Source organism: Bacillus cereus group sp. MYBK79-1, from assembly GCF_051915365.1.
GTDB lineage: Bacteria > Bacillota > Bacilli > Bacillales > Bacillaceae_G > Bacillus_A.
Genome location: NZ_JBQAEO010000018.1, coordinates 61,930 through 85,399, shown reverse-complemented (window position 1 = coordinate 85,399; position 23,470 = coordinate 61,930). Strand labels below are relative to the sequence as shown.

Here is a 23,470-nt window from a genome sequence, read left to right as displayed (position 1 = left end):
CTACCGGTTCTTCACTTTCTACTTCTTCTTCGATTTCTACCGGTTCTTCACTTTCTACTTCTTCTTCGATTTCTACCGGTTCTTCACTTTCTACTTCTTCTTCGATTTCTACCGGTTCTTCACTTTCTACTTCTTCTTCGATTTCTATATGCTTATTGTCAATACCGGATTCCCCATCTTTTCCATCTGAATTTTCTTCTCCATCTGCACCGTCTGTACCATTAAAATTTCCCAGTTCAGTTAAGATATTACTAGAATTTATTTCTTTGATTATCAACTTGTTAAACGCTTCTTCTTTCAAAGAAAAACCTCCTTTTCATTCTATTTTTCAATTCATAATATCTTATGTGAAAAAAAATAGCTTGACTAAGCTTTTTAATTAAATAGAAGTGTTACAAACCTCAAAATATAAAAACGAATATTACTACAATAGCTAGATATTCTGAATAAACAAAGGCGAAGTCTTCAAAGAGACTCCGCCTTTTCAGTGCACAATGAACTTCAACAATTACTAGCTACTCTTGACTGTTAATCAGTAATCACTAACTCCTCGATTACTTTCATATTATTAAGGGTCTCCTCATCCGCTGGTAAGAAACTAAGAACCATTTTATTATGATGATAAGTTTGTTTATAGTCTTTTAGTTGAAAGTAACAAAAAGCTAATTGCTTATGTGGTAACCAAGTTTTAAAGGGTTTTTGTTCAATGAAAAGAGCAGAATGAGCTGAAGGTGCTTCTATAGCTTGTTTATACCAATAAACAGCTTGAGAAAATTGATTATTCTTAAGAAAAAATTCACCTAGGCGACAGCTGAATTCGGGTTGAGGAACATCGTATTCTAAAGACTGAAATGTGATTTCTTTTTCTTTTTTTAAATTTCCGATTAGATGATAACAACTTGCTAATTTATGCATAACAAAAAGCCTGTGTTCTAATTGAATATCTTTGTAATCTAGGAACTTGTTATAAAATTCAATAGCCTGTTTATATTTTTTATGTTTATGTAATTCTCTGGCATAATGAAATATATCGTGAACCGTCATTTCCCCTTTATTTTCTTTCAAAAATTGTTCATACAGTTTGAGATTTCGATCTGATTCATTATTAGTATAATTTTTTTTATGAGTGACTATGATGTCACTGTCGAGAGAATTATACTGATCTTGAGTACTTAGATTTTCATGAACAACTCCGTGCCATTGAAAATTTTTACTTCTTTTAACTAATCTATTACGGCGAATACTTGTTAAAATATTATTAAATTTATCAATTTCTGCATGATAAATCATAGAAACCGCATCAATGTTTTGAGCGAGTGATTGTTTTAAATTAAGTAGCTTTTTACGTTCTTCTGGTAAAAGTATATCATCTGCGTCTAACCACAAAATATAATCCATTGAAGCTTGTTGGAAAGAATAGTTTCGAGCTGCTGAGAAATCATTTATCCATTTAAAATCTAAAATTTGTTTCGTCCATTTACTAGCTATTTGTTTCGTTTGATCCGTTGAGCCTGTATCTACAATAATCATTTCATCTGGGATACCTTTAACTGATTCTAAACATCTATTAAGAGTTTTTTCTTCATTTTTTACAATCATACATAAACTAATTGTAACCATCTGAACACCTCTGTTATAGATATCTTTCTTTAATTCGAAGGCTTTACCTATACCTTAGTACCTAAACGAATCTCAATAAGTGGGGATATAAGTAGTTCACGTTGTGGTTCTCGAACTGATTTTATAGCACTCATTTCAAGAACCATATTCCGCTACGTATTCACATCATCTAATATCTCTGCTCCATTTTTACAATCATCTAAATTGGCACAACATCTACTCCATCTTGTTTGACTTTATCAAGGTTTATCCAGTTTTCGAGAATGATCCGTCCACAACCTAAATGGAGCTTTTTCTCTTCCATAAAATCACCTCATTTTAGTTTATTTTTATTAATGTTGTTCAAAAAAAATGCTACATGTAATTTTTAAATGAGATATTGGATTAATTTTGAGTACAATCCATGACCCAAAAGCTAAATACGGAATCATAATGGAATCAATTATTGCCAGCATACTATCTAACTGTATAAATAAAGTTATGAACTATACCTGATCAAATGCCACTCCTTGCAGAATCTCATGTGAGTTAAACTCATTTCTTCTGACATACGTTACCTCCACAAATTACTTATCATACCTAATAAATACAGTGGGATGACAAAATGACATTAACAATGGCTACGGCTCTCTTTTTCTTATCAATACTAGATATAATTTAACATAGTAAAATAATAATCGGATGAGAGTCCAATACATATTATTAAAATTACGATGGGTCAAGTCGCAGGAAGACACCACACATAATTAATAAATCACTTTATACGTCTAAAAACTTTAAAAGCCGTTCCAAATAAAGGACAAGTTGCATTTATTAATAATGACTCTACTAATGAAAGGAGAATTGTTTAATAGGATGGGTAAATACAACTATTACGAAAAATATAATAATTGCTCATGGAATAAACAACGCAAACAATATCATTTTGAGGATTGTAACGATTATTCATCATATAAAAAATGTGACGATCCTTATATTAAGGTGCATGTAAATTGTTGCAATTCTAACAGAGAGAATACACGGGAATCAGCATTCAGGGCTACTAGCGCTACTAACCAAGCAGTTGCAGCAAATGAAACAATCCAAGTATTATATCAAAGTGAACAATTTGATTTAGCAAATGAATATAGTACTACTACATCCAGCTTTATTCCTAAAACAGATGGAGTTTATAACATTATAGGATCTGTTCATTTTCAACCAACTGTTCTAACCACTCCTTATCAAATAAATGTATCTATTTCAGTAAACGGTGTGTCTATAGGCCCTGATAAAGAAAGCCATGGTGCAGTAAATGTAGGAACTATTACAAGAGATAACATTGTAGAAACTGTTGATATCTTACAGCTAAACGCCGGAGATGTAGTTGAAGTTGTTGCTGTGTCTAGTTTAGCTGGTCTATTCCTAGCTGGTAACGGAACGCGTTTTGCAGCATCTAGAATTCCATCTCCTGCCAACTAACAAATACAGTAATTCAAATTGTGAAAGGCACCTTAGGGTGTCTTTTTTTATCGAAAATGAGATGAAATATGCAAATTAAGATATGAGTATTCATCGTCCCACTAATCACGGATACGTCGTTACTTAGATTGTTCATTACGTAGATATGTACCGGTCCTGTTGGTCCTGTGGAATAAGTGGGATTGTCGGACCAATTAAATTTGGATCAAATGCCACTCCTTGCAGAATCTCATTTGAGTTAAACTCATTTTCTTCTGACATACGTCACCTCCGCAAATTACTTATCATACCTAATAAATGCAGTGGGGTGACAAAACGATAATAATAAAAGCTGCGGCTCTCCATTTTTATGTCTCTTTTTATATATTAAAAACTATAGCGTTAATGACTTACCGTTTAATCGCATCAACAATTAACGATGGGAAACCAAGTGGATCTCCTTTATTTCTAAAATCATATCTTTTTGAGCGGAAAATAACGCCATCATTCGCATCCCATTCTTTGTAATAAAATTGCCCATTTTCATCACAATACTCAAGTAAAACCACCTCAAATCCAGCAGTTTCAAACATTTTCGTTAATGTTTTATTATTATGAACGATTTTATAGCGAACACGATGAACGTGCGGAAGTGTAGAAGGACATACTCATATACTTACTACTTTTTTTATTAAAAAGCTACTCCTTCGATGTGGTCTAGAACAAGCCCCCTATAATTAAGCCAGTAAAAAAGAATTCAAATTATCCCCAAACAATCCCTCGCCGCTCGTATTCCATTCTATATTCAACTGCAGCTGCAATTTTGGAGCTTGCAAACCTTTCCGTAATCCAAAGACCTAAGTCAACTCCTGAAGTAACCCCTCTTGCAGTGATAATATCACCTTGATCTACAATTCTATAAGGAAGAAGTTCAGCTCCGTATTTACTGACTTCATCTTGTGCCAAATGATGCATCGTCACCTTTTTACCATTCAATATACCTGAGGCTGCTAGCAGCATACCTCCTGTACAAACTCCCGCAACAATCGTTCCTTCATTATGCATCTCTCTAATCGTTTCTGTCAGTGTTCCAAGCTCTGCTTGCTTTCGTGCCCCATGTTCAGCCTTATGATTCCAGCCACCACCAGGTACAATTAACAAATCTGGGCGATTATCCATTCGTAAAAAATCATGTAGTGTAACCGTAACACCAAACGAGGTAGTAACTTCTTGTTTTCGTTCACTTGATACGAGTTCAACTGTAAACGGAGCCCCTTCTTCTATTGCTCTTTTCAGTATTTCAAAAGGTGCAAAGGAGACAAGTTCTCCAAAACCGTCAAACAATACAATTTGTATTTTCATTTTTTGAACACCTCATATGATTTCTTTTTCGCATCCAAAATTAAGAGAATAAATGTTATCTACAAATTAACAATGACGACAGTCTTTCTCCTCTTCTTTTATAAACTCTCAAATGTTCCTCTACTTTTCTCTCGTCACCTAATAGACTCATCGTCTTTTTAACAAAGTTCCAATTTAGACTACCGGATAACCATAGTAACGAAGAAAGTCTTTCATACTCATTTGAAGTTAAAATGTTACTAGCTTTATACCCTTCTAAAAATGCTCTAGCAACTTTTGGACATACTTCATGCGACTCTATTCCTTCTGTCCGGGAATACCATTTTATTAAAAAGGCTAAACCTTCAATACGATCTACATATCCAATCGATTCAAAATCTATAATTCCTTTGACACATCGATCAGAGTTCCATATGACATTTAAAGGATTTAAATCTGTTTGCACAATAAACTCCAAACCATTCGTATGTGCGCATTCTAAATGATACTTAGCTAGATCCATATACCTCTGCAATTCCTTACAGGTGCCACCCTTATGTTCTAATAGCTTTATAAACTCACCATATCCATCTAAATGAGATTTCTTTTGAAAAATCGAACTTTGAAACGTACTAGAAATATCATGTATCTTTCTTGCTTCCTTTCCGAAGACTTTTGCTATAATTTCTGTACAATGAGTAACATGTTCCCCTTCAATCCAAGTAGACAATACAAACCGGTACTCTTCATTATTCCAAGTGAGTAATGTAAAAGAATCCCCCGCCCTATTCTCCTTTATCTGCATAAATGGAATTTCATGCTCTCGTAAATAATACGTAAACCGTACTTGCTCTTTCAATTGTTCATTAGATAACGTCCCAAAGGCCGGATTGCTTGTTCGATCGCTATTTATAAACCGTGCGGAATACCGATTTCCATTTACGATGATTTTATAGTGTAGATCTGTATGCCAACTGTTCTTATGTAGTTCTTCTTCCACTACTAATGTATGAATTTCTTTAAAATAATTTATTACTACGTCTTTTATTATGTGTTTCATACTTTTTTCCTTTCATGTGAAAAAAATTTTTATTACAAACTATTTTTTATAACCACTATCTCGATTATTATAAAAACCTAATTTTATTCATTATTAACTATCAATAGTGTTTTATATGTATAAATTTAATAAAAGGGGATGACTATTCTAACTATATCATCCTTACATAATATTCTACATTTGTTGAGATAGTTGTTGTAAACCAATATAGTAGTGACTACCTATAAAAAAAGAACCAATCCCCTATACAATAGAAGATTGGCTCTTTCCGTTATTTACTCCCCTGTTTCAGAGAATCGCTTTATACGTTCTCCAATTTCATCTCGAACACGTTGAAATTCAGACCATTCTTTTCCTGCTGGATCATCAAATCCCCAGTGAACACGATTTACGTGCGGAGGTGTCGAAGGACAAACAGAATCCGCATGACTACAAAGGGTAACGACTAAATCAGCGTTATTTAAAATATTTGCATCAATCATATCCGATGTTTGATTCGTTATATCAATATTTACTTCATTCATTGCTTTAATAGCATTTGGATTTACTCCGTGTGCTTCGATTCCTGCAGAATATACATTCCATTTATCACCTAAATATTGTTTGCCCCATGCTTCTGCCATTTGGCTTCGGCATGAATTTCCTGTGCATAAGAAATAGATTGTCTTTTTGTTTTCCATGTTGTTTTCCACCTTTGTTTTTAATTATACTGGTTGATCATTAAAATATTTACGCTTAAACCAAAAAGCGACGTTTACAAGCGCAATCATTACAGGTACTTCCACTAACGGCCCAATAACAGCTGCAAATGCTGCACCTGAATGAATACCAAACACACCAACTGCTACAGCAATCGCTAACTCAAAGTTATTACTACCTGCTGTAAATGCTAACGTTGTAGTCACCGGATAGTTTGCACCAATTTTTCTTCCCATAAAGAAAGAAACAAAAAACATTACAATAAAATAGATTAATAACGGAATCGCTATCCTTACCACATCTAGTGGCACGCTAACAATCATCTCTCCTTTTAAAGAGAACATAACGATGATCGTAAATAGTAATGCAATCAATGTAAGTGGACTAATCTTAGGTATAAACACCTTTTCATACCACTGTCTTCCTTTTAACTTAACAAGTACAAATCGTGTTAACATACCTGCTATAAAAGGAATGCCTAAGTAGATAAATACTGATTTCGCTACTTCAACCATTGTAATATCGACGATAGCTCCTTCAATTCCTAACCATTCTGGAATGACTGTTACAAACACGTATGCATAAACGGAGAAGAATAACATTTGGAATACTGAGTTAAAAGCTACTAAACCTGCTGCATACTCTTTATCCCCATCTGCAAGATCGTTCCAAACAATTACCATTGCAATACAACGTGCTAAACCGATCATAATGAGCCCGACCATGTATTCTGGCTTATCAGGAAGAAAAATAATTGCTAAAACAAACATAAGTACAGGTCCAATAATCCAGTTTTGTACTAAAGATAAAACCAATACTTTTACGTCTTTAAATACGCGGCCCATTTCCTCGTAACGAACTTTCGCTAACGGTGGATACATCATGACAATTAAACCGACAGCAAGCGGGATAGACGTTGTTCCAACTTGTAATGTATGTAGTCCGTCTACTACACTAGGAAACACAAACCCTAAACCAATCCCAACAGCCATAGCTAGAAAAATCCATAGTGTTAAATATCGATCTAGAAAAGATAAACGCTTCATTTTATTTTCCATCTCCTATTAACAACAAGAATTTTTTTCTACTACGTTAGAAGTCGTGCAACAAGATGGCTCTTCTATTTTATGAACATCACTCTGTGCTTTTGTATAAAAGAATTCCCACTCGTTCCCATCAGGATCTGTTACCCAAAACTTATCTTGAACTGCATAGCAACAAGTCGTATCCATCTCATCACGCGCAAAGAAACCTTCTTTTGTTAATCTTTCTTTATGAAATGTAATTTCTTCAGCTGTATCCACTTGGAAACCGAAATGATTTACCTGATTTCCCTTCACTTCATCTCGTACGTTGAGCGTGAAATTAATTCCTGGCGTCTCTAATAAAAATTTTGCATAATCCACTTTCACCTTAACTGGTGACACACTAAATACCTTTTCATAAAATTCAATAGACTTCTCTAAATCCGTAACATTTATACCAACATGAACATATCTCATAACTTATTCCTCCTCTTTACATATTATTAATCAATTTTTTTTGATTAATAGTATAAAATTTTAACAACAACTACCTTTGCCTGTTTTTCTAAAAATACAGCATAATTCTTCTGATAATAAATTATTTACTTCCGCATCATTTAAATCATAATAACTCCACGTACCTTTTGTTTCTTTTACAATTAAACCAGCATCTAACAAGATCTTTAAATGATAGGACAACTTCGATTGCGTCATTTCAAAAATCTCTGTTAAATCACATACACAAGTCTGGCCTCGCTGGCAAAGTTCATACATAATCTCTAAACGCTTCTGATCCGCTAATGCTTTAAACTTTTTCTCATATAACTGAAAATCTTGTGCCATTTTAGTTCACTCTCCCTTCATCAACTTTTTTTGATGTTTATAGTATATACGTTGTTGAGTTCTTTATGCAACCAGTTAATCAATTTTTTTTGATTAATATATTCTTCTCTTCTTTCCCTTAACAGAACTTTTAAGTTCTCAAATTACAAAATACCCTGCATAACAGGGCTATTTTGTAGAATTATGTATGTTTGTATTTGAAATCATACGAAATACTTTCACATAGAGAACTGCACTAACAAGGGTACAAAGTAATATAATTCCGAACACAACAATTGGAGATAGCCATGTAGAAAATACAATCATTATTGGTGCAATAAAACGCCCAAATGAGATTTCTTTTGAAAAATCGAGCTTTGAAATGTACTAGAAATATCATGTACCTTTCTTGCTTCCTTTCCGAAGACTTCTGCCATCGTTTCTGTACAATGAGTAATATGTTCTCCTTCAATCCAAGTAGATAATACAAACCGGTACTGTTCATCATTCCAAGTAACAAATGTAAATGACTCTCCCGCCCTATTCTCTTTAATCTGCATAAATGGAATTCCATGCTCTCGTAAATAATACGTAAACCGTACTTGCTCTTTCAATTGTTCATTTGATAACGTCCCAAAGGCCGGATTGCTTGTTCGATCGCTATTTATAAACCGTGCGGAATACCGATTTCCATTTACGATGATTTTATAGTGTAGATCTGTATGCCAACTGTTCTTATGTAGTTCTTCTTCCACTACTAATGTATGAATTTCTTTAAAATAATTTATTACTACGTCTTTTATTATGTGTTTCATACTATTCTCCTTTCATGTAAAAACCCTCGATGATAGGTTTGTAAAATACACTTCATTTACTCAAACGGAAAATAATAACCTACATAATTAAACACATTTGAAAAACCTACATTTTCTACAACGGCCACAGAAGGCTTATTAATTTCCATGCAGGACCAATATGGAATGATATTATTCTCCAAACATTCTTTTACAAAACTATGAGCTATCGTTTGAGCTAACTTTCTCCCTTGATGACCTTCTATCGTTTCAATATCTATACAGTGTATATTTTCAAAAACGAACCCTGAAAAACATACACTTACAATCATATTGTCAAAAACTATACAATAGCCTATTCCCTCGTTAAAAAATTCATCAGGTGAGGACCAAATTTCTAAAATTTTTGATTGTAAAAATTCAATATTCTTCAATACGTTCCCTTGATTTTCATAGAGAACTTTACTCATTTTTAGCACTGTATACCCTTGTTCAATTTTAGGTTCATAATTACCCTCATAATCCTCTTCCTTGAGCGTATACACTCTTTGATTCTCACTCTTTAATTTACGATGTTGAAATATTTTTTCTTCTTAATCCAATTAACTACTTTATCTATCTCTAATGGTGTTTTCGTATTATTGTTTGTCACTATTTTTTCGATATTCAAATGCAAAACGAATTGATGGGCATGGACTTTTTCTCAAAAATCTCATAAAAAAAGGGAGTAGTCCAATCGAGGAAGCTTTCGCTTTTTTCATGTATAATGATTGTACTAATTCTAGGTGGTGTCTCGGACGACTTCAAAGTATTAGTATAATCATTTTCACCTTTATTTTTGTTATTTTATAAAAACAGTTTCCCATCCTTTGTTTTTAAGATATCTGCAAGGAATTAAAGCAAGCTTTATTGTTATAACAATAAAGCTTGCTTTAGGATATATATGTAACTACTCGGAAACCATCAATTCAGTCTTATAGTTCTCATTAGGACATCCCCAACCTACTTCTTTTATTTTCAAAACAAATGGATGCCATTTACATAATGTACTATACCATTCTCCTCCTTTTTCTCCCTCAATATAACGAAATCTATTATTTTTTAATTCTACACAAAAACCTTCAACTCTTCCTCATATTCTGTAAGTGCCTCATCTAAAATTGCTAACCCATCATCAATCTGATCTTTGTTTATAGAAAGCGGTGGAATCATTCGAATTACTTCACTTGAATTTCCACAGAAGTAAAATAGTACACCTTTTTTTAATGCGATGTCTAATATTTTAAATAATCCCTCACCATTAGGTGTACCTGTTTCAGGGCTAATAATTTCAATTCCAATCATTAACCCAACTGCTCGTATACTTCCAATAACAGAATGTTTTTGTTTTAAGTTATACAATTTCTGAACTGCGTAAGCACCCATTTCTTTCGCATTTTCAACCAGCCGTTCTTCTTTCATTACCTCAATAGTTGCCAATGCCGCTGCACATGCAATTGGATTCCCTCCGAAAGTTGTACCATGTGTTCCTAATGGCCACTCCTGCATCAACTCTTTTGACGCAACCGTTGCACTAAGAGGTAATCCTGATGCAATTCCTTTTGCGATTGCCATAATATCTGGTGTTACTCCAAATGTTTGTGCTGCAAACCATTCACCTGTACGACCAAATCCTGTTTGTACTTCATCAAAGATTAATAGAATTCCATGCTGATTACAAATTTCACGAACTTTCTTTAGCCACTCAGCTGGTGGAACAATATATCCCCCTTCCCCTAGCACAGGCTCTACAATTACACATGCAACTTCTTCTGGTGTAACTTGATGATTAAACAGAGTTTCAAAATCTCTTTCTAGTTTTTCAACACAGTGCTTCTCAGGATCAATCCCTTCCGGACAATCTTTAATATTTGCATATGGAATTTGATACGTTAGCCCATTAGGTTGCAAAAACTTACGATATTTACTTTTGGAAGTTGTTACACTTAATGCCCCCATTGATCGCCCATGGAAACACCCTAAAAAAGAAATAACATACGGTCTTTTTGTCACATACTTTGCTAACTTAATCGCCCCTTCAATCGCTTCTGTACCACTATTTGCAAAAAAGAAACAATCTAACTTAGGAGGCAATACCTTCCCAAGTTCTTCCGCAAGACGTAAAATTGACTCATACATGATAACTCCAGATGGGCCGTGAGTCAGACACTCTGCACTATCCTTAATTGCTTGTACGACCTTTGGGTGACGATGTCCAACATTGGTCGTTGCAATACCTGATGTAAAATCAAGGTATTTCCTCCCATCTAGCCCAAAATAATAACATCCTTCTTCTTTCACGACCGGTAAATTCGGATGGTCTTTTGCCATACTTGGTGCTAGTAATTGTGGCATTCTTTCAATTAAATGATTCCAATTTGTAGTCATTTGAACTCCTCCTTATCATTGTACATCAGTTTCCCATTGCATATAAAAATCATTGATTCATCTGCTTATGCATCTGCATCTGCATTTGTGTGCTGTTCTTTCCACTCTTCATATTTTTCAAATTCTGGTGACGTTAAATACGAAATGATGAAAATTGATAAAACACTACATACCATCCCATATAAGATTGGATCTGTAGCCGAAAGACCTTGTACAATTAAACCAACTATCGTGACAATTGCACTTAAAATAATAGAGTAAAATGCCGCTTTGTCTGTTACGCGTTTCCAAAACAGCCCTAAAATTATCGGAAAGAATACCGATCCAGATAATATTGCATATGCAACATCTAACGCTACAATAACATCCTGAATCCAGACAGCACTAATTATTACGAATATTCCGATAATTAATGTTAAAATTCTTGAAGTTCTAATTACAGCCTTTTCACTCATATTCTTAGATGTAGTACTTTTTATTATGTCGTTTACAATTAATGTTGAAGACGCTAATAGTGTTGCAGATGCAGTTGACATAAGAGCTGAAACAACACTTGCAATGACAATCCCTAATAAGCCTACTGGTAAAATTGTAATGGCCATTGTTATAAACGCACTTTGTGGATCACTTAAATTCGGAAAAACTACAGCAGCGCACATACCAATTATACTGATTGCAACAGCATATAAAAGACAGTATACCCCTGCGCCAATTGTACCTTTTTTCGCAATCCCTACAGTCTTGGCAGTAAAAATCCGCTGCCATATATCTTGGCCGATTAGTACCCCTAAACAATATAAGAGAAAGTACGAGAAAATTTTATCTCCACCAATGTTGGCTATTTCAAAATAACTATGTGGTAATTTTTCTTGAAGAGCAGACCAACCTCCAGCCTTCTCTAAACTAAGAGGTAACATAATTGCAAATACTCCAATTGTCATTACAATAAATTGAAATATATCGGTCATCGTTACAGACCACATGCCTCCCAGTAATGTATACATAACAACTACACTACCGCCTAATAACATACAAAGTTTAATATCCCACCCTAGTAGTACATTTAATATAGTCCCCATTCCAATTACTTGCGTTACAGTAATCATCGTTACATATATAAATGTAATTAATGAAGTAATTACTCTTGTTTGTGAATTAAAACGTAACCCTAACAGTTCACTGATTGTAATGATTTTAAATCTTGATACTCTCTTCACTAAAAATATTCCTAATAGAATAATTCCGATTCCAATCATAACAACGAGCCATATCCCTGAAATACCAAATTCATATCCTAATCTTGCAGTTCCAATTGTAGATGCCCCACCAAGAATTACTGCGGCTAAACAAGCTAGATACATTACTAAACCTAAACTACGACCAGCAACCATAAAATCTTCAGATGTTTTTGCTTTCCTTGCCCCTATAAAACCAATACCAATAATAATTATAAAATAACCAGCCATTAGTAATATATCTACTGTATTCATAACATCCTCCTTTACAATACATACTATTTTAGCCTTACTAAATTACGTCTTTTTTGCATCGCTACAAGAGTAATCATTTCATATGCAATACTTGATGCTGCAATTGCTGTAATTTCTCCACTATCATACGCAGGTAACACTTCGACTAAGTCAAATCCAGCAATATGTAATCCATCTAATCCTTGCATAAGTTCCACTGCTTCAATCGTTGTAGGTCCACCAATTTCAGGCGTTCCCGTTCCGGGTGCGTATGCAGGATCTATAAAATCAATATCAAATGAAACGAAAGTCACTGCATCCTTTACTCGTTCATGAATTCTCCGTAACACTTCTGTATATCCAATTTTCCGCACTTCTCTCATTGGGATAACTTCAAAACCTAACTCTCTTGCATCCTCTATATCATTTGGTCCATACAAAGGACCACGCATTCCTACTTGAATAGAATGATCGACATTAATAAGCCCTTCTTCAACCGCCCGTCGAAATGGAGTTCCATGCATATATTTTTCCCCATAGTAATGATCCCATGTATCACTATGCGAATCAAAATGAACAAGAGCTATAGGGCCAAATTTCTTTGCGAATGCTCTTAAATTTCCTAATGAAATAGAATGATCCCCGCCTAATATAATAGGTACAATCCTTTTTTCTAATAAAGGTGTTAAACCTTCTACGATATTGTCATATGTACGATGAATATTACCAGGTACAATATCTAAATCTCCATAGTCTACCCCTGAACAATAATCAAAAATATCAATTGCCTGATCTGGATTATATGGACGTAATAAACTTGAAAAATTCCGAATATGATTCGGTCCTAAACGCGCTCCCACACGATACGACTGTGCAGTATCAAAAGGAATTCCTAGCACTGCAAAATCTACATTTTCAGTAGTATTTTTTTGTTCTAGTCTCATAAACGTTTTCACTCCACAAAAACGAGGTGACATAGCAGAGTCCTTAGGTTTATACATCTTCTCACTCCTACCATTTATTTTTCTACAACTTTAAATAAAATAAATCTTACATTAGGATATTCTTTGCCTCATACTCATAAAGGTTGACTTATCAATTTATCCCCTACTTATTTTTCTTGTGCTAAATCTTAAAGCATTGAAAATAAGTATTGATATAAGGCAATGTTCTCTCCTCCTTTGTATTGTTTATTAATGCAACTATCATGCCAATTTAGAAAAAAGAAGAAGATGGACGAAAATATTTCATCCATCTTCTCACAATTCATAACTTCAATTTATCTTATACTTCTTCAATTTTCTTACTACAGAGGGCTGACTTATCGCTAAATTCTCTGCTATTTTCACAGTCGTTTTATATTTTCTCTTAGCATCCAATAATACTTGCTTCTCTACCATTTCTAGTATTTCTGTAAGAGTTTGAGACGATTTTGTAACGAATTCATCACCACTCTTAGATTTATAGTAATCTGGTATATTTTCAATCGTAATAAGCTTTGAATGTGATGTAATCACGAGCCGTTCTATTATATTCATTAATTCTCTTACATTTCCTTTCCACTTTTGCTGTAATAAAATTTGTATGACCGCCTGATCCAATTCCCTCTCCCTTTTATATTGAGTACAAAATTTATTCAAAAATAAATAAATCAAATTCATAATATCTTGAGGTCGTTCACGTAATGGAGGAATCAAAATTGGTACAACGTATAAACGAAAATATAAATCTTGTCTAAATTTTTTATTCTCTACCAGCTCTTCTAAATCACGATTTGTTGCGACAATAAGCCGAAAATCTGCATTCTTCAGCTTTGTTCCACCAACTCGATAAAATTGTCTTTCTTCAATTAGCTTAAGAAGTTTTACTTGTTGTTCAAGTGAAAGCTCTCCTACTTCATCAAGAAACAAAGTTCCCCCATGAGCAAGTTCTGCAAATCCGGGTTTTCCATTTTTTTTCGCCCCTGTAAAAGAGCCAGCTTCGTACCCAAAGAATTCAGCCTCAAATAAAGACTCAGGTATAGCAGCACAATTGACTTCAATAAAAGGTCCATATGTTCTTGGACTTTTATCATGAATATAACGAGCAATAGCTGTTTTTCCTACTCCTGATTCTCCAAGTAGAACTGTATTTACATCCACCTCTGCAACTTGATGTATTGTCTCCATTGCTTTATACATAGCAGGATCATCGGCAATTAACCCTACTGATGTAATTTTTTCACGCAGTGCAAGTTGAGCTTCCTCTTTCACACGTTCCAGTTCCTCTTGCATATGATCTAAATATTTCTGAATTTCTATCAAATCCGAAACATCATAAGAGTAGCTTACAACTCGATATACTTCGCCTTCCTCATCCAATAGGGGTACTCCCGTTACTAGCAATTTATTACCTGTCTTTGTAAGCTGAACAACTGTGATTTTCTCTTTTTTTTGTATGATTAACGGTGTCACAATCGGAGTAATAATACCTGTTCGTTCCAATTCATAAATAGAAGCACCGATTAAACTTTCATACTTAATTCCATATCTATCAGCGGTAAATTGTGTCGCTTTTAGAATCGTCCCATTTACATCTGTTACGATTAAATCATCCATTAAAGATTCCAATATCGTCTCTGTTTCAGAAATAAATTCTGTATATAACAATTTTTCACCACCGTTCAAAATTAAGAAAATTCAATCTATTCATTAATGAATATTTTATTTGATTTTGTATAGAAATGTAAAGCATAAGTTTTCTCATAAATGAAAGAAACAAGGTAAAAAAGCATAAGAAACAGGCGACTTTCCGTTCAAGTTTGAACGAAAGGCCGCCTTTTTGCATTGTGCATATGTTTTACGAAATGAAAAACGTAAGTTTTTCATTTCCCTCGTCAAATTCACTCCTTTTTTTATCTATCCCTGATTCCTCTGCGCCTCTTTAAACTCCTCCTTCACCTTATCTAACAATCCTTCTTCCGTAATTAATCGATACGCCGTATTTGCTAGTGCTTTTGCTGATGTAATTAACGCTTTGTCTCCAAGTTCTGAACGTGCTGCTTCTCTAAATTCATTCGTATGCGCAATTAAGTCATCTGGGCCGATTTTAATGTACGGGTGAATGGTCGGTACGACTTGGCTTACGTTTCCTGCGTCCGTTGATCCGATTCCAACTCTTTCTTTACGGTTTACGTCTTCACCTTGTAATTCTAGTTCTTCGGCTACGACGTCGTTATATGTTTTTGTTACGAGTAGTTCATCGATTTCATTTTGGAATTGATGGATTTTTACTTTTGTGCCTGTTGCTAATGCTGCTCCCTCAGCGATATTTCTTACTTTTTCTGTTACTTCCCCACATCTCTGTCTCGTTGCTGCACGAATAAAGAACCTTGCTGCGGCGTAGTCAGGAATAATGTTAGGTGCTTTTCCGCCCTCTGTAATAACACCATGAATTCTTACATCTGACGGAAGCTGTTGGCGAAGTGCGTTAATACTGTTGTACAGCTGGATAATTGCATCTAATGCGTTAATTCCTTCTTCTGGTGAAGCTGCAGCGTGAGCGGTTTTTCCGTAGAAATGAAAATCAAGTGGATCGACTGCTAGTGAAGGACTCGTTGTCGCTGTTTTTCCGCTCGGATGAATCATAAGCGCCGCATCAATATCTTTAAACAAACCAGCCTTTACATAACTCGCTTTTGCACTACCGTTTGGTCCTCCTTCTTCAGCTGGTGTTCCAAACACGACAACTTCTCCTCCAATTTCTTCAAGCGTTTCTGATAATGCGATTGCTGCCGCAACGCTAATTGTCCCAATTAAATTGTGACCACACGCATGACCGAGCCCGGGTAAAGCGTCATACTCAGCTAAAAACGCGATAACTGGCCCTTGCTTTCCTGAACTTTTCCGCGCAATAAATCCTGTTTCATGTCCAGCTATATTGTGCTGCAATTGAAATCCTGCACTCCCTAGCAATAAACTTAACGTTCTTGATGCGTAAAACTCTTGATTACCGATCTCCGGATTCGCATGAATATTATGACTTGTTTCTATGTACTTTTCCTTATTTCTTTCTATACTCTCTTCAATTGTTTTTCTTTGTGACGTTACTCCAGTCGCTCCCATTGTTCTTCCTCCTTTTATTTTCACGTAAAAAAGCCTCTTTCTAAAAGATAGAAAGAGGCTTCTGCATATACAGTCAAAATGAGCTTCTTTCTTATCTTTCAAGTTACCTTGCTGGAATTGGCACAGTATTCATAAAGAATCCGCTGCCGAGGTATCATAGGGCCAGTCCCTCCACCTCTCGTGATAAGAATTTTCATAAAATTATATTAAATTATTTTTATTCTAAGTTCATTCCAGGTAAAAGTCAATGAATTCCTATCCGAATTTACCGAATATCTAAAAATCCTTTTAGTACACCAATTGTTTCTGGTGCTTGCAGTCTTGCACATACGTACGGAAATTCCGTACTACCTTCAAATATCATTTGTGATGTGAGCGGTGCGCCTGCCCAAAAGATTTCATCATCGATTACGATAAACGGGAATGCTTTATTTTGCCTTTGTAACTTTACGTTTTTCAATGGAACTGGTCCATCACTATACACCGTTATTTGCGCATTTGTACGCATTAACGCTTGCCATACTCGTTTATCCACTTGCTTTGTACTTGGTAGTGAAATAATGATTTTTCGTTTTGCGGCTAAAATATCTTTCAATAATCCTTTCGGCTCTTCAAGATTCATTTCCATAAACCAGCGTAAACGTTTCGAAATTTTTCGTTCCCACAATTGTCTTGATGTCGTGCGATCATACACATCTCCGTGACGTTCTATATGAGCTGTTAATTGTGATAACGCTTGTTTTCTCGAAAGGTTTTTACGCATATAATGGCAATCTGATAATTGAATGAACTTTCCTCTCGCTCTCGTCACTGCAACGTTGACGAGGCGATGGTTTTTATGGTCAAAGAATAACACGCCAGGTCGTTCTTGCGGATAACTATCGACTGTATCAAATATCATCATATCTCTTTCAGACCCTTGAAACTTATGAACTGTCGCCGCTAAAACTGGTATGTTTTGATATTTCGTTCTCTGCAACATTTCTCTAATACACGTTGATAAAAAGCGGGATTGTGCCCTGTAAGGTGTAACAACACCGATCGATTGAACACCATCTAACAGTCCGATTAACATCATTTGCATCGCTACTAAACCAGACATAATATTAAAACGAGATCCAGAAGCAGCGTCTTTTAAAGAAAAGGCTCCCATTAAACTCGTATCAAATAAAACACTTGCCTCATTTGCGAACGGTTGCAATTGCGCAAGTTCTGTACGCTCTGAAACAGACGGATGATCATACACTCTATTTTTATAAATAAATGAATTTGTAAACTTCGATATATCCGCATGCATACGTCTTTGTTCCTGCAGCATAAAGAGGTTCGGATGTGCTTCTGATTTATTGACAGACTCAACAATTCCGGCATGGTAAAACATACCTTCCCCGAGCCATTTTCGAACGAGTTCATGGTTCGCCATCGCAATTGGAGGTAACTGCAAAAAGTCCCCACATACGACGATGCGTTTCCCAAGTGAAGCCGCTAATGCAATTTGCGGAACATATGCCATACTCACTTCATCTACTACAACTAAATCAAATGTACGCTCATAAATAAGTGAATCAATGGCACATTTCGATAACGTTGCGCCGATTACTTTCGCATTTTCAATGTATTCTTTTTCTACTTCTTTAATTTTCGCTTTTTGCTTTCGAAGATCACTTTCAATCTCTTGTATACGCTTCTTATCAGCAGAAGTCGCTTTATATGATAAAATCTTTTCACGAAGATCTTGGCGTGTTTCTTCTAAATAGAGTCTTTCTTCTCCCCAAGATCCGTTCGTCGTTTCAACTAACTTCGACGCAAGTAACGTTTCATGATTTCGTATATGATCATGCTGGCTATAACCGTAACGAACAATTTCACCAGGCGTCCATTTCTTTTTCTTCTCAATTTGCTTCGTTACTTCACTCATTAATACGTCCACTGCTGCATTACTATGAGCTAATACAAGTACCGATTTTCCCTTTTGATAATGCGCTGAAATAATACGTGATAAATTGTAAGACTTCCCTGTTCCAGGTGGTCCCCACACGTACGTTGTCGGATTGTAAAACGAACGATACGCCAATTCATTTTTCGGATTTTTCATCTTCTCAATATGTTTCGGACTGCTCGTCCCATCAACAAGACGCTTTATACGATTACGTTTTAGCTTATCTTTATGTGCCTCTTTCAATCGCTCTTGTAGTTGCTCTAACAATTGCCACGGTTCACTGTATAAAACAGCTTCTCTTATTTCACCTTGTATATAATCATTTAATTTCAGTTCTATTTCTAATCCGTGTACAGATAATACTTCTCCTGTCGCTTCTTCACCATCAAACTCAATTCGAATTGGTGAACCTTCAGGTAAGCTTACTTCCGATATAAGCTGAAATACGTATACTGTACTTTCATAATCTGTATATAAAAAACGACCGTTCATGATAGAAATTTTACTACCACCTATCGTTTTCCAATGTTTAATTTCATACGCTAATGCATAATGCCACTCTTTCATCGTTGCCGATAATGAAGGAGTTTGAGTAGGTGTATTCATCGTATAATCTCCTTCCTTCTCCCCAAACATACTTTCTCACTATACCATATAACACGCTAAAATTTGTAAGGTTTTTATCTTGCTTATTTTCTTAATTTTCAATAATATATTGTATATAATTTTCAGAAAGAAGGAATCTACATGCCAGTTAGAAGAATTGAACACGTTGGACTTATGGTTGCAAACTTAGAAACATCTATTTCATTTTATGAAGAGGTAGTCGGCTTACAGCTCATTAAACGTATGGGGCACCCGAATCCAAACTTAAAACTCGCTTTTTTAGGTGTGGAAGAATCGAAGGAAACGATACTCGAATTAATTGAAGGCTACAACTCTTCTCTTCCGGCAGAAGGAAAAGTACATCACATTTGCTTTAAAGTGGATTCATTAGAGGATGAAATCGAAAGAATACAAAAACACGGCGTAACCTTCCTACTAGGAGAAGAAATTGAAACATTACCAGATGGAACACGTTACATATTCTTCGCTGGTCCTGATGGAGAGTGGATTGAGTTTTTTGAGACGGAGAGATAAACAAAGCCGGAATTCCGGCTTCTTTTCTATTACAAGTACGAATTAACGTATATTCTATAGTTACTTTCACAATAAAAATTAGAACTCCACTCAGTTTTAGCAATAAGTATTGAGTTAGGGGGTAAAATGATGAATACAGTTTTTATTATCGTTTTTTGGGTACTTATACTATTTCCACTTCTTTATATAATCCTGCTAAAGAAGTGGAATATAAAAGTAACTGCTTTATTTGTTGGAAGGATTCTATTAAGTATTGTCTTTTTCATAAATGGCATGGTGTTGGGACTGCAACGAAATTGGTCAGAGCCTCCCTATGAAAAAGAATGGGATTTCTTTATAAAGTCTTTGCAAAATGGGAAAACTGATGCACTTATAGAAGTATTTCTTCTAATTATTATCATTACTTTAGATTTAGCAGTTATATTTTTTTATAGAAATAAAAAGAAATAGGATATTCTCTCCTATTTCTTTTCTTACTGTTATAAAAATCTTTCAAATAGTTCTAACTTGCACAATGCTTCCCGTTAATATAATACGCTGATTCTGTAAAAACCGTAAATACAACCTCTACTTCTGGAAGTCCAAAATCCATTACATATGTAGTAATGGCCTTAGCAAATCGATCACGAATTTCCTGTCCACGCTCAAACCATTTTACTTCAATAAGAGGAAACGCTTCTATTTCTTCTCCATTGAATACAAACGTAGAACTTGGTAGTTCCAAGGTAAAATTATCCGTACCACACTCACAGATATCTGCAAGCTCTTCTACTAATGGCTTGCTTATGCTTTTTAATTGTTCAGTAGTAATTCCACGAAACACAACATGCGGCATGTGAATCCCTCCGTTACATAGCTTTATATTTGCTCACATCATAACACAATTTATTTTGCTGCACTAACATCTATTGGTACATTTCAATGACATTCTTAAGAATGATTATATGTTATTGAAGCAATACATGTATTGTAACCTGAAAAATAATAATGAGGTATTGTCACATCGATATCAAACTATCAAAAAGAAATGCCCCTAAATAAAAAAACACGCTATTCTTTCTATAACATCAATTAAAAAAAGAAGGGAGTATCCCCCTCCTTTTTTCAATTCCGTGTCCCTTATTAGTTACTATAACCACGATTCAGTTTCGTTAACTTTTCATTTATGGCAAAAATTCTTACTCTAATATCTTTAACACCAAATGTTTGAAGTCTGTTTTTGTGCATTTCCGCGTATTTTTCGGCATCTTGTTTTTCTTCAAATACATAGATGCCTCCAGCTTCATTCGTTTCTTGATTCTCCGTCCATATTTTCCAATGGAATCCTTCTTCTTCATTAATACTTTTTGCTAAATCCCGAAATGCTTTTTCCATTTCTTCACCAAAAGGACCTTCAAACGGGAAATCAACTTGCAATAAATATGCCATCTTCACTCACCCCTATTTTTAATATAAAATTCATCAGGAATTCCTTTGTATAAAAATCCTTCCCATTCTTTTACTGATTATGATTCGAATGATAGTAATGTCTAAATTCGTATTGCTATTATTATTCAAGCACTAATTGGAGAAACACCCTATTTGTAAAATAATCACAAAACGATAGTAACTTGAACGCATAAAGTGAAACTTTAATCAGTGGGGGTTTTACGGGTAGTTGATCCCCCACCTAACTTCTTTGCTTCCGCTGAATTTTGAGGTGGGGGTCCTACTGCCCGGCAAATAGCGGGATAAATAACATCATTACATTAATCTTTTTTCGGGAGTACAATTCCTTTATATAATTGAACTGTAATCAAGTAATAAATCGAGTAAATTACTACAAAAATAACAAGTGGTAACCAAATACGAAAGTACGGATCGATTACAAGAGGACTAAACATGTTCATACCAACTAATATATGAGTAATCCCCACAATTGCTGGGAATAAGAATATGAAGAATAACTCTTTATAAATTGATTTTTTTAATAATTCTCGGCGGACACCAATTTTATGAAGCATTTGATAACGTGTTACATCTTTTGATGCTCCCGACAGAACTTTAAACATTAAGCAACTTGCCATCATTGCTAAAAATGCAATTCCAACGAAGAAGCCCATAAACATTAGTCCGCTGGCAAAATCATGACCCCTAATATATGCTTGATACTTACTATCCAATTCTTCCGCTTTCACATTTTTATATTTTGCTATTTGTAATTCATCAAGTTTTTTCCATTCTTTTATGTATGATCCAAAATCATTTGTTTTCCCCATAAACACAGTACTTTCTTTACCCTTCAACCCATCGTATATGTTTTGATCCACAATTTTCATTTCATAATCAGGATATAAATAATTGGGCTGGATCGTTCTGAAAGCCTGAATCCACTGTTTTGTGTCGGTCTCTCCTTTAACCCGTTTTATTGAAAATACACCAATTGGTAATCCCTCTGAAACTTTTTCTATCTTCAAACCTTGTATGAAAGGGCGATTTTTCTCTACATCTTCTTTGAGATAATAAACATACCTATCATCAACTTTGTAATGATATTCAAGTTTTTCTTGAAATAAGATACCATCCAAAATTTTCTTTTCTTCCGCTGTTGGATTATGAATGACTGAATCGTAAATTCGCATTTGATCTGTCATGTTTAAGATGTTGTTTTTAAATGCCATACCACAAGCAATTCCGCCAGCACCAAGAGCTACTAAGATCGCTACTGTTGCAAGCACATTTGTTAGACCATTAATGCGGAAATTTAATTGTGCAAAAGTAAAAGCATTGAGGCCTTTTTCACTACGTTTTTTATTACTCTTTAACTTGTTTATCATAACTGGGAGAAGTGATCCAAATATAAGGTAAGTACCAACAGTTGCTGTGATTAATCCAACGGCCATTAATCCCAAAGCAATTAGCGGATTTGCATGTGACATATAAATCAATGATGCATAACCAATACCTAATAAAAGAATACCAAGGAATGCAATTACAACTGTCATTTTTCCTTTTATGGCAACACGTTCTGTTTGTTCATCTGCATGTACAAGTTGCAGTACAGAAATACGAGATAATTTAATACTATTCATAATTGCCGATAAAACAAATAGTGCAAAGAAGAAGAGGCAAGTAATAGCTATAGATGGCAGATAAAATGCTTTATACCCTTCGCCAGCAAACTCGAGTTGTTTCATTAATAGATGACCGATACCTTCTGCAAGTCCTACACCAATTGTAATTCCAATCAAAAGAGATGTGGCACCTAATGTGATTGTTTCGATAAACATAAGTAAGGTAACTTTATGCTTTTTTGCTCCTAACATCATATACATACCAAATTCTTTTTGACGAAGAGCTGATAAGAAAGAGTTTGCATATAAAATATAGAAAAATGTGATAACCGCTAACAAAAAGGAACCGATTTTAAATACAGACACAATATCTCTAATAGAAGAGTTAGATTCAAGGAATGTTTTATTGGATGCTAGCGTTTGAAACATATAAAAAGTTGAAATAGAGACAATAAGACCAACAAGTAAGACAATGTAATCTTGCAACTTACTTTTTAGGCCTGACATAGAAAGCTTAAATAACATGATTGAACTTCCT

The 23,470-nt window shown here is 34.8% G+C and carries 21 protein-coding genes, 3 pseudogenes and 1 riboswitch; of the genes and pseudogenes, 3 read left to right on the top strand and 21 right to left on the bottom strand.

What is annotated here, in order from left to right; all coding sequences use genetic code 11:
• Together ACTFOB_RS22420 and ACTFOB_RS22415 are read right to left on the bottom strand one after the other, a co-directional pair.
• On the bottom strand, positions 1-301 hold a 301-nt coding region (locus ACTFOB_RS22420; RefSeq protein WP_440029330.1), incomplete at its 3' end, for a hypothetical protein.
• Positions 302-528: 227 nt separating this feature from the next.
• The gene (locus ACTFOB_RS22415) at positions 529-1,620 is read right to left on the bottom strand and encodes a tetratricopeptide repeat-containing glycosyltransferase family 2 protein (RefSeq protein ID WP_440029332.1); all 1,092 of its coding nucleotides are present in this window, start codon (positions 1,618-1,620) and stop codon (positions 529-531) included.
• A 981-nt stretch (positions 1,621-2,601) separates the two neighbouring features.
• Between ACTFOB_RS22415 and ACTFOB_RS22410 the strand changes: the two genes are divergently transcribed.
• Positions 2,602-3,081, top strand: coding sequence for a hypothetical protein (locus ACTFOB_RS22410; protein ID WP_440029334.1), 480 nt, complete (start codon positions 2,602-2,604; stop codon positions 3,079-3,081).
• Positions 3,082-3,216: 135 nt separating this feature from the next.
• Here ACTFOB_RS22410 and ACTFOB_RS22405 read toward each other — a convergent pair whose 3' ends face one another.
• The 16 genes and pseudogenes from ACTFOB_RS22405 to ACTFOB_RS22330 form a co-directional block, all read right to left on the bottom strand.
• The gene (locus tag ACTFOB_RS22405; RefSeq protein WP_440029335.1) at positions 3,217-3,342 is read right to left on the bottom strand and encodes an exosporium leader peptide-containing protein; all 126 of its coding nucleotides are present in this window, start codon (positions 3,340-3,342) and stop codon (positions 3,217-3,219) included.
• Between the two features lie 128 nt (positions 3,343-3,470).
• Positions 3,471-3,689, bottom strand: a pseudogene (locus ACTFOB_RS22400) (SAM-dependent methyltransferase); the annotation flags it as partial.
• A gap of 133 nt (positions 3,690-3,822) precedes the next feature.
• Positions 3,823-4,422: a DJ-1/PfpI family protein gene (locus ACTFOB_RS22395; protein ID WP_440029337.1), complete on the bottom strand. Its 600-nt coding sequence runs from the start codon at positions 4,420-4,422 to the stop codon at positions 3,823-3,825.
• Between the two features lie 55 nt (positions 4,423-4,477).
• Complete coding sequence (locus ACTFOB_RS22390; RefSeq protein WP_440029339.1) at positions 4,478-5,461, bottom strand: phosphotransferase enzyme family protein; 984 nt, start codon at positions 5,459-5,461, stop codon at positions 4,478-4,480.
• 275 nt (positions 5,462-5,736) lie between these two features.
• Positions 5,737-6,141 (bottom strand): arsenate reductase (thioredoxin), encoded by a 405-nt coding sequence (gene arsC, locus ACTFOB_RS22385; RefSeq protein ID WP_151631814.1) that lies wholly within the window; start codon positions 6,139-6,141, stop codon positions 5,737-5,739.
• Positions 6,142-6,165: 24 nt separating this feature from the next.
• Positions 6,166-7,206 carry an ACR3 family arsenite efflux transporter gene (gene arsB / locus ACTFOB_RS22380; RefSeq protein WP_440029341.1) on the bottom strand — a complete coding sequence of 347 codons (1,041 nt, stop codon included), beginning with the start codon at positions 7,204-7,206 and terminating at the stop codon, positions 6,166-6,168.
• Between the two features lie 18 nt (positions 7,207-7,224).
• Positions 7,225-7,662: an ArsI/CadI family heavy metal resistance metalloenzyme gene (locus ACTFOB_RS22375; RefSeq protein WP_440029343.1), complete on the bottom strand. Its 438-nt coding sequence runs from the start codon at positions 7,660-7,662 to the stop codon at positions 7,225-7,227.
• A 60-nt stretch (positions 7,663-7,722) separates the two neighbouring features.
• Complete coding sequence (gene arsR / locus ACTFOB_RS22370; protein ID WP_000046014.1) at positions 7,723-8,028, bottom strand: arsenical resistance operon transcriptional regulator ArsR; 306 nt, start codon at positions 8,026-8,028, stop codon at positions 7,723-7,725.
• A gap of 326 nt (positions 8,029-8,354) precedes the next feature.
• Positions 8,355-8,822: pseudogene (locus ACTFOB_RS22365) on the bottom strand (aminoglycoside phosphotransferase family protein); the annotation flags it as partial.
• Positions 8,823-8,878: 56 nt separating this feature from the next.
• Positions 8,879-9,391: pseudogene (locus ACTFOB_RS22360) on the bottom strand (GNAT family N-acetyltransferase); the annotation flags it as partial.
• A gap of 517 nt (positions 9,392-9,908) precedes the next feature.
• On the bottom strand, positions 9,909-11,228 hold the full coding sequence (locus tag ACTFOB_RS22355; protein WP_440029344.1) for an aspartate aminotransferase family protein: 1,320 nt from the start codon (positions 11,226-11,228) through the stop codon (positions 9,909-9,911).
• Positions 11,229-11,293: 65 nt separating this feature from the next.
• Entirely contained in the window at positions 11,294-12,718 is a 1,425-nt protein-coding gene (locus ACTFOB_RS22350; protein ID WP_151634800.1) for a sodium:solute symporter, read from the bottom strand.
• A gap of 23 nt (positions 12,719-12,741) precedes the next feature.
• On the bottom strand, positions 12,742-13,698 hold the full coding sequence (speB, locus tag ACTFOB_RS22345; RefSeq protein ID WP_151634798.1) for an agmatinase: 957 nt from the start codon (positions 13,696-13,698) through the stop codon (positions 12,742-12,744).
• 273 nt (positions 13,699-13,971) lie between these two features.
• The gene (locus ACTFOB_RS22340; RefSeq protein WP_000967368.1) at positions 13,972-15,345 is read right to left on the bottom strand and encodes a sigma-54 interaction domain-containing protein; all 1,374 of its coding nucleotides are present in this window, start codon (positions 15,343-15,345) and stop codon (positions 13,972-13,974) included.
• Positions 15,346-15,594: 249 nt separating this feature from the next.
• Positions 15,595-16,800, bottom strand: a complete 1,206-nt coding sequence (locus tag ACTFOB_RS22335; RefSeq protein WP_440029347.1) for a M20 family metallopeptidase — start codon at positions 16,798-16,800, stop codon at positions 15,595-15,597.
• Positions 16,801-16,888: 88 nt separating this feature from the next.
• Positions 16,889-16,990: riboswitch (SAM riboswitch) on the bottom strand.
• Between the two features lie 75 nt (positions 16,991-17,065).
• Positions 17,066-19,375, bottom strand: a complete 2,310-nt coding sequence (locus ACTFOB_RS22330) for an AAA domain-containing protein (protein ID WP_440029349.1) — start codon at positions 19,373-19,375, stop codon at positions 17,066-17,068.
• A 111-nt stretch (positions 19,376-19,486) separates the two neighbouring features.
• Between ACTFOB_RS22330 and ACTFOB_RS22325 the strand changes: the two genes are divergently transcribed.
• Together ACTFOB_RS22325 and ACTFOB_RS22320 are read left to right on the top strand one after the other, a co-directional pair.
• On the top strand, positions 19,487-19,879 hold the full coding sequence (locus ACTFOB_RS22325) for a VOC family protein (protein ID WP_212086927.1): 393 nt from the start codon (positions 19,487-19,489) through the stop codon (positions 19,877-19,879).
• Between the two features lie 126 nt (positions 19,880-20,005).
• Positions 20,006-20,329 carry a hypothetical protein gene (locus ACTFOB_RS22320; RefSeq protein WP_440029351.1) on the top strand — a complete coding sequence of 108 codons (324 nt, stop codon included), beginning with the start codon at positions 20,006-20,008 and terminating at the stop codon, positions 20,327-20,329.
• 52 nt (positions 20,330-20,381) lie between these two features.
• Here ACTFOB_RS22320 and ACTFOB_RS22315 read toward each other — a convergent pair whose 3' ends face one another.
• From ACTFOB_RS22315 to ACTFOB_RS22305, 3 genes are all read right to left on the bottom strand, one after another.
• Positions 20,382-20,714, bottom strand: a complete 333-nt coding sequence (locus tag ACTFOB_RS22315) for a DUF1904 family protein (protein ID WP_001120970.1) — start codon at positions 20,712-20,714, stop codon at positions 20,382-20,384.
• Positions 20,715-21,001: 287 nt separating this feature from the next.
• Positions 21,002-21,307 carry a monooxygenase gene (locus tag ACTFOB_RS22310; RefSeq protein ID WP_440029354.1) on the bottom strand — a complete coding sequence of 102 codons (306 nt, stop codon included), beginning with the start codon at positions 21,305-21,307 and terminating at the stop codon, positions 21,002-21,004.
• A 320-nt stretch (positions 21,308-21,627) separates the two neighbouring features.
• Positions 21,628-23,457 (bottom strand): FtsX-like permease family protein, encoded by a 1,830-nt coding sequence (locus ACTFOB_RS22305; RefSeq protein WP_440029356.1) that lies wholly within the window; start codon positions 23,455-23,457, stop codon positions 21,628-21,630.
• Positions 23,458-23,470 lie beyond the last annotated feature (13 nt).

Coding starts and splice junctions, on each gene's coding strand:
- arsR (WP_000046014.1), bottom strand. CDS start 8,028: ATGGCACAAGATTTTCAGTTATATGAGAAAAAGTTTAAAGCATTAGCG.
- ACTFOB_RS22330 (WP_440029349.1), bottom strand. CDS start 19,375: ATGTTTGGGGAGAAGGAAGGAGATTATACGATGAATACACCTACTCAA.
- ACTFOB_RS22395 (WP_440029337.1), bottom strand. CDS start 4,422: ATGAAAATACAAATTGTATTGTTTGACGGTTTTGGAGAACTTGTCTCC.
- speB (WP_151634798.1), bottom strand. CDS start 13,698: ATGTATAAACCTAAGGACTCTGCTATGTCACCTCGTTTTTGTGGAGTG.
- ACTFOB_RS22415 (WP_440029332.1), bottom strand. CDS start 1,620: ATGGTTACAATTAGTTTATGTATGATTGTAAAAAATGAAGAAAAAACT.
- ACTFOB_RS22315 (WP_001120970.1), bottom strand. CDS start 20,714: ATGCCGCATGTTGTGTTTCGTGGAATTACTACTGAACAATTAAAAAGC.
- ACTFOB_RS22305 (WP_440029356.1), bottom strand. CDS start 23,457: ATGTTATTTAAGCTTTCTATGTCAGGCCTAAAAAGTAAGTTGCAAGAT.
- ACTFOB_RS22325 (WP_212086927.1), top strand. CDS start 19,487: ATGCCAGTTAGAAGAATTGAACACGTTGGACTTATGGTTGCAAACTTA.
- arsB (WP_440029341.1), bottom strand. CDS start 7,206: ATGAAGCGTTTATCTTTTCTAGATCGATATTTAACACTATGGATTTTT.
- ACTFOB_RS22375 (WP_440029343.1), bottom strand. CDS start 7,662: ATGAGATATGTTCATGTTGGTATAAATGTTACGGATTTAGAGAAGTCT.
- ACTFOB_RS22335 (WP_440029347.1), bottom strand. CDS start 16,800: ATGGGAGCGACTGGAGTAACGTCACAAAGAAAAACAATTGAAGAGAGT.
- ACTFOB_RS22355 (WP_440029344.1), bottom strand. CDS start 11,228: ATGACTACAAATTGGAATCATTTAATTGAAAGAATGCCACAATTACTA.
- arsC (WP_151631814.1), bottom strand. CDS start 6,141: ATGGAAAACAAAAAGACAATCTATTTCTTATGCACAGGAAATTCATGC.
- ACTFOB_RS22310 (WP_440029354.1), bottom strand. CDS start 21,307: ATGGCATATTTATTGCAAGTTGATTTCCCGTTTGAAGGTCCTTTTGGT.
- ACTFOB_RS22390 (WP_440029339.1), bottom strand. CDS start 5,461: ATGAAACACATAATAAAAGACGTAGTAATAAATTATTTTAAAGAAATT.
- ACTFOB_RS22405 (WP_440029335.1), bottom strand. CDS start 3,342: ATGTCAGAAGAAAATGAGTTTAACTCAAATGAGATTCTGCAAGGAGTG.
- ACTFOB_RS22320 (WP_440029351.1), top strand. CDS start 20,006: ATGATGAATACAGTTTTTATTATCGTTTTTTGGGTACTTATACTATTT.
- ACTFOB_RS22350 (WP_151634800.1), bottom strand. CDS start 12,718: ATGAATACAGTAGATATATTACTAATGGCTGGTTATTTTATAATTATT.